Origin of the sequence: Cellulomonas iranensis NBRC 101100 = JCM 18110, from assembly GCF_001552375.1 — a bacterium.
Classification (GTDB): domain Bacteria; phylum Actinomycetota; class Actinomycetes; order Actinomycetales; family Cellulomonadaceae; genus Cellulomonas; species Cellulomonas iranensis.
The window spans coordinates 1-5,335 of sequence record NZ_BCRB01000140.1 but is presented as its reverse complement, the minus strand read 5'-3'; the positions used below and the strand labels follow the sequence as shown (position 1 = coordinate 5,335).

6 protein-coding genes are annotated in these 5,335 nt (G+C 75.8%); 2 read left to right on the top strand and 4 right to left on the bottom strand.

What is annotated here, in order from left to right; genetic code table 11:
• The 3 genes from CS2_RS17530 to CS2_RS18950 form a co-directional block, all read right to left on the bottom strand.
• Nucleotides 1-388: hypothetical protein (locus CS2_RS17530; RefSeq protein WP_156442203.1), on the bottom strand; the 388-nt coding region annotated here is incomplete at its 3' end.
• A 91-nt stretch (nt 389-479) separates the two neighbouring features.
• Nucleotides 480-1,073, bottom strand: a complete 594-nt coding sequence (locus CS2_RS17525; RefSeq protein WP_046527914.1) for a GDSL-type esterase/lipase family protein — start codon at nt 1,071-1,073, stop codon at nt 480-482.
• A 133-nt stretch (nt 1,074-1,206) separates the two neighbouring features.
• On the bottom strand, nt 1,207-1,377 hold the full coding sequence (locus CS2_RS18950; protein ID WP_156442202.1) for a hypothetical protein: 171 nt from the start codon (nt 1,375-1,377) through the stop codon (nt 1,207-1,209).
• Nucleotides 1,378-1,470: 93 nt separating this feature from the next.
• Between CS2_RS18950 and CS2_RS17520 the strand changes: the two genes are divergently transcribed.
• Nucleotides 1,471-2,460 carry a GlxA family transcriptional regulator gene (locus CS2_RS17520; protein ID WP_070320936.1) on the top strand — a complete coding sequence of 330 codons (990 nt, stop codon included), beginning with the start codon at nt 1,471-1,473 and terminating at the stop codon, nt 2,458-2,460.
• Between the two features lie 158 nt (nt 2,461-2,618).
• On the opposite strand, the gene CS2_RS17515 is transcribed toward CS2_RS17520, so the two are convergent.
• The gene (locus tag CS2_RS17515; protein WP_046527916.1) at nt 2,619-3,296 is read right to left on the bottom strand and encodes a fasciclin domain-containing protein; all 678 of its coding nucleotides are present in this window, start codon (nt 3,294-3,296) and stop codon (nt 2,619-2,621) included.
• Between the two features lie 186 nt (nt 3,297-3,482).
• On the opposite strand from CS2_RS17515, the gene CS2_RS17510 reads away from it, so the two are divergent.
• Nucleotides 3,483-5,324 carry a cytochrome c biogenesis protein DipZ gene (locus tag CS2_RS17510; RefSeq protein WP_070320935.1) on the top strand — a complete coding sequence of 614 codons (1,842 nt, stop codon included), beginning with the start codon at nt 3,483-3,485 and terminating at the stop codon, nt 5,322-5,324.
• The last annotated feature ends 11 nt before the right edge of the window (nt 5,325-5,335 follow it).

Below are 5,335 nucleotides of genomic sequence, written 5' to 3'. Positions count from 1 at the left end.
CCCAGGCGCGGGCGGCGGCCGCGACCGCCGCGCCGACCGGGCAGTAGACCACCGCGAGCACCAGCGCGATCCCGAGCGCCAGGGTCACCGAGGAGCGTTCGACCAGCGCCGCCAGCAGCAGGGGTGTGAGCACGCCCAGGGTCGCGCCGCAGGCGGCGAACGCCAGCACGTGCGCGGTCTCGGAGGTGCGGTGGCGCACCAGGTGCGCGGTGAGCGTGCCCGCCGGCCAGCCGAGCGCGAACGTCGCGGCGACGTGCACCGCGTACGCCAGGGCGACGATGCGGACGCCCGTGCCCAGCCCGACGCGGTCCTCCGGTGCCGGGGTGTTCGCCGCGAACCACGCGAGCGCGAGCGCGGCGGGCACCAGCAGGATGACCGCTGTCCGCACGCACACGTCGAGGGTCGCACCCCACCCCGTGACGGGGTGAGGTGCGGACGTGTCGGGGTCGACCGATGCGCGGGCGGGTTCGGGTGGTGCGTCAGGCCGCGTCATCCGGCAGGCCCAGCCACTGGTGCCAGCCGGTGTGCAGCACGAGCCACGCCATGAGGCCGTAGCCGGCCTGCCCGGGCAGGTGCCGCGGCGAGACCGCCATGTCGGCGAGCCACTGGTCGTGCGCGGCGAGGGGCGAGTACATGTCGACGTAGGGCACGCGGCGCCGTGCCGCGACGTCGCCCAGGGCGACCGACAGCTCGGCGAGCTTGTCGCCGTCGGCGGGGTCGCCCGGGGGCGGTCCGACCACGAACGCCGGCATGCGGCGCTGCTCGGCGACGTCGAGCACGTTGGCGAGGTTGAGCCGGCTGCGTGCGAGCGAGAGGCCTGCCGCCACGTCGGCACGGCCGAGCGCGACGACCAGGCGGTTGTCGGCCTCGGGCGCGAGCCGGCGCGAGACCTCGGCGTCCCAGCGGCCGCCCAGGTCGGTGCTGGTCTCGCCGGGCACGGCGAGCGTCATGACCGTCGGAGGGTCGGGCAGCGGCGTGCGGGCGGCGACGCGGCCCACCCAGCCCAGGCCCTTGGGGTCTCCTGCGCCGGCGACCAGCTCGTCGCCGACGACCGCGAGCCGCAGCTCACCCACGCCATCACTCCTGCCCGTGCCGCCGCGCCGGCCGGTCCGGCGCTGCCGACAGTCTCGCAGGCCGTCGGGGCCTCGGCGTGGTCATCGTCGCGGGGCGGCGGACGTGTCGTACGGCACGCGGGTGACGCGGCGCTCAGCGAGCTCCGACGCGGGTGTGCGGCGCCGAGGCGCTCGCGTCGTCCCAGGCGTGGTGGGAGCGCGGCGGCTCGCGGTCGCCGAGGCCGTCGCGGCGCACGAGCACGACGAGCCACGCGATCCAGGCGACGAAGGTGACGAGGGCCAGCAGGAGGAGGACGAGGTTCATGGCAGAAACTCTGCGCCCAACGGGAAGCCGCCACGAGTGGCAGAAGTGCCGTCGTCCATTGAGATCCTGCCACGAGCGTGCGATCGTGGTGGCGTGCTCCGCTCCGTCGCCGTCCTCGCGCTCCCGAACGCCGCCGCCTTCGAGCTCGGCACCGCGTGCGAGGTCTTCGGCATCGACCGCTCCGACACCGGCGGGCCGGTGTTCGACTTCCGGGTCTGCGGCCCGCGCGCCGGCGCGACCCTGCCGACCAAGTCGGGTTTCTCGATCGTCGTCGAGCACGGCCTCGAGGCCACGCGTGACGTCGACCTCGTCGTCGTGCCCGCCTACGGCGTGCCGCCCGCCGACCTGCCCGACGACGTCCTCGACGCGCTGCGCGCCGCGCACGCGCGCGGGGCCTGGATCCTGAGCATCTGCAGCGGCGCGTTCGCCCTGGGGGAGGCCGGCCTGCTCGACGGCCGCCGCTGCACCACCCACTGGATGCACGCCGCCGCGCTCGCCGCGCGCTTCCCCGCGACGACGGTCGACCCCGACGTGCTGTTCGTGGAGGACGGCCGCGTCATCACGGGCGCGGGCACGGCCGCCGGCATCGACGCGTGCCTGCACCTCGTGCGGCGTGAGCTCGGCGCCGCCGCCGCCGCGAGCGTCGCGCGGCGCATGGTCGTGCCGCCGCAGCGCGACGGCGGCCAGGCCCAGTACGTCGAGACCCCGCTGCCGCCGCAGGCCGACACGCTCGCGCCGCTGCTCGCGTGGATGGTCGAGCACCTCGACGAGGACCTGTCGGTGCCCGCGCTCGCCGCCCGCGCCTTCACCTCCGAGCGCACGTTCGCGCGCCGGTTCCGCGCCGAGACCGGCGCGACGCCCGCCGCGTGGGTCGCCCGGCAGCGGGTGGCCCGCGCGCAGGAGCTCCTCGAGCGCACCGACGCCCCCGTCGACGAGGTCGCGCGGCGCAGCGGCTTCGGCACCGGGGCGCTGCTGCGCCACCACTTCGCGCGCACGCTGGGCACCACGCCGCTGAGCTACCGGCGCCAGTTCACCTGCGCCGCCGACGACCCCGCGGACGACGCGGCGTCCCTCACCGCCTGAGCCGGCGCGTCCGACGTCGCGACGAGCGGCCCGGACGCGGCGACGCCCCCGTCCTCGGCGGAGGACGGGGGCGCCCGGCCCGCACGGCGCTCGGAGGTCGCCGGGGCCGCGGTGCGGTGCGGGCCCTGGCATCCGCCCCGCACCGGGTCAGGGGTGCGTCACATCGTCGGCATCAGCACGCCGTCGATGAGGTACACCGTGGCGTTCGCGGTCTGCACGCCGCCGCAGACGACGTTCGCGTCGTTGACCTTGAGCATGTCGCCCGAGCCGGTCACGTCGACCGTGCCGCCCTGGACGGTCGTGTGCTCACCGGCGATCTGGTCGGGCGAGAGCCGGCCCTCGACCACGTGGTACGTGAGGATCGAGGACAGCGTCGCGGCGTCGGTCTTGAGCGACTCGATCGTGGCCGGGTCGATCTTCGCGAACGCCTCGTCGACCGGCGCGAACACCGTGAACTCGCCGCCGTTGAGCGTGTCGACCAGGTTCACGTCGGGGTTGAGCTGGCCCGAGACCGCGGCCGTGAGCGTGGTCAGCAGCGGGTTGTTCGACGCGGCCGTCGCGACCGGGTCGGTCGACATGCCCTCGATCGAGCCGGCGCCGTCCGGCACCGTCGCCGCGTAGTCGGCGCAGCCCGGGCCGACCAGACCGGACGCCATCATGTCGCCGCCCTCGGTCGCCATGTCGTCGGGCGTGGCCGACGGCGTCGGCGCCATCGAGGTCATCGCGTCGGGCGTCGTCTCCGCGCCCGTGTCGTCGCCCGAGCTGCAGGCGGTGAGTGCCAGGCCGGTCGTCAGCAGCAGCGCGGCGGACAGGCGCGTGCGGGTCGAGATCTGCATGGTCGTCTCCTCCAGGGTGCTGCGGAGGACCTCTCGTCCTCCGCCGTCGCCCATGGTTCGGAGCCGTCCCCCGGGGCGGATGGGTCGGATCGACGACGAGTTCTCACCGAGCTCGCGACCCACGGCCCGGCGACGTCGCCGCCGAGCCGCACCCATCCGCGGGACCGCCGGCACCGAACCCCCGGCATGGACCTCGTGGTGGTGGCGCTCGTCGGACTCGTCGGCGGCCTGGTGACCGGGATCTCGCCCTGCATCCTCCCGGTGCTCCCGGTCGTGCTCCTCAGCGCGGGCGCGCAGGGCGCCCGCACGGGACCGAGCCGCGCGGCGCCCGTCCGGGCGACCACGGCCGCACCCGTGCGCGGCGCCGCCGCGGGCGTCGGCGTGCTCGAGCAGCCCGCGCTGCTCACGCGCGGCGGTGCACGCGCCGAGCCGCCCCGCGCCAACGGTGCGCGCCCCTACCTCGTCGTCGCGGGCCTCGTCACGGCGTTCTCGCTCGCGACGCTCACCGGCACGGTCGTGCTCAACGCGCTCGGCCTGCCAGGCGACACGCTGCGCTGGGCCGGCATCGCCGTCCTCGTCGTCATGGGCCTGGGTCTGCTCGTCCCGCGGCTCGAGCAGGTCATCGAGCGACCGTTCGCGCGGCTGGCGCCCCGGCGCGCGCCCGGCAAGGACCGCGGCGCGTTCGTGCTCGGGCTCGGCCTCGGCGCCGTGTACGTGCCGTGCGCCGGCCCCGTGCTCGCGGCCGTGACCGTCGCCGGTGCCACGGGACGCGTCGACGCGTCGACCGTCGTCCTCACCGTCGGGTTCGCGATCGGTGCCGCGCTGCCGCTGCTCGTGCTCGCGCTCGCCGGACGCCGCGCCACCGAGCGGCTCGCGTTCCTGCGCACGCACCAGCGTCGCGTCCGTGCCGTCGGCGGCGCGGTCATGCTCGCGCTCGCGGCCGCCCTCACGTTCAACCTCACCGACGGGCTGCAGCGCGCGCTTCCCGGCTGGGCCGACAGCCTGCAGCAGCGGCTCGCGGCCGACGAGCGCGTCACGCAGCAGCTCGACCTCGGCGGCGTCGTCACGGCCGAGAACGAGGGCCTGTCCCGCTGCACGCAGGGCGCGACGACGCTCGAGGACTGCGGCCCCGCACCCGAGCTGCGCGGCATCGACACCTGGCTGCAGACGCCCGACGGCGCGGACCTCACGATCGCGGACCTGCGCGGCAAGGTCGTCCTGCTCGACTTCTGGGCCTACTCCTGCATCAACTGCCAGCGGTCGGTGCCGCACGTCGAGGCGTGGTGGCAGGCGTACCGCGACGCCGGGCTCGTCGTGGTCGGCGTCCACACGCCCGAGTACGCGTTCGAGCGCGAGACCGACAACGTGGTCGACGGCGCGCGGCGCCTCGGCATCACGTACCCGGTCGCGCAGGACAACTCCTACGCGACCTGGAGCGCGTACCGGAACCGGTACTGGCCCGCGTCGTACCTGGTCGACGCCGACGGCCAGGTGCGGCACGTGCACCAGGGCGAGGGGGGCTACGACGTGACGGAGGACCTCGTGCGCGAGCTCCTGCAGGACGCCGACCCGGGCGTCGCGCTGCCGCCGCGCACGCAGGTCGACGACCGCACCCCCGACGGGGCGCAGATCACGCCCGAGACGTTCCTGTCGGTGGGGAAGCGCACCAACGTCGCGGGCGAGTACGTCGAGGGCGAGCACTCGTACACCGCGCCCACCGACCAGCCGGCCGACACCGTCGCGCTCGACGGCACGTGGACCACCGACTACCAGGGCGCGACCGCGGGCGACGACGCCGCGCTGCGGCTGCGGTTCTCGGCGAGCGAGGTCCGCACGGTCGTCGGCGGCGAGGGCACGGTCACCGCGGTCGTGCGCGACGCGTCGGGGGCGGTCGTCGACGAGGTCGAGCACCAGGTGTCGGGGCCGCCGCGCTCGTACCGGCTGCTCGCCCGGCCCGACCTCACGACCGGGACCGTCGAGGTGCGCGCGACGCCCGGCGTGCAGGTGTTCTCGTTCACCTTCGGGTGAGCCGCGGGCCG

What these genes read in the sequence shown, in the direction of transcription:
- CS2_RS18950 (WP_156442202.1), bottom strand. Translation starts at nt 1,377, where the DNA reads ATGAACCTCGTCCTCCTCCTGCTGGCCCTCGTCACCTTCGTCGCCTGG.
- CS2_RS17510 (WP_070320935.1), top strand. Translation starts at nt 3,483, where the DNA reads ATGGACCTCGTGGTGGTGGCGCTCGTCGGACTCGTCGGCGGCCTGGTG.
- CS2_RS17515 (WP_046527916.1), bottom strand. Translation starts at nt 3,296, where the DNA reads ATGCAGATCTCGACCCGCACGCGCCTGTCCGCCGCGCTGCTGCTGACG.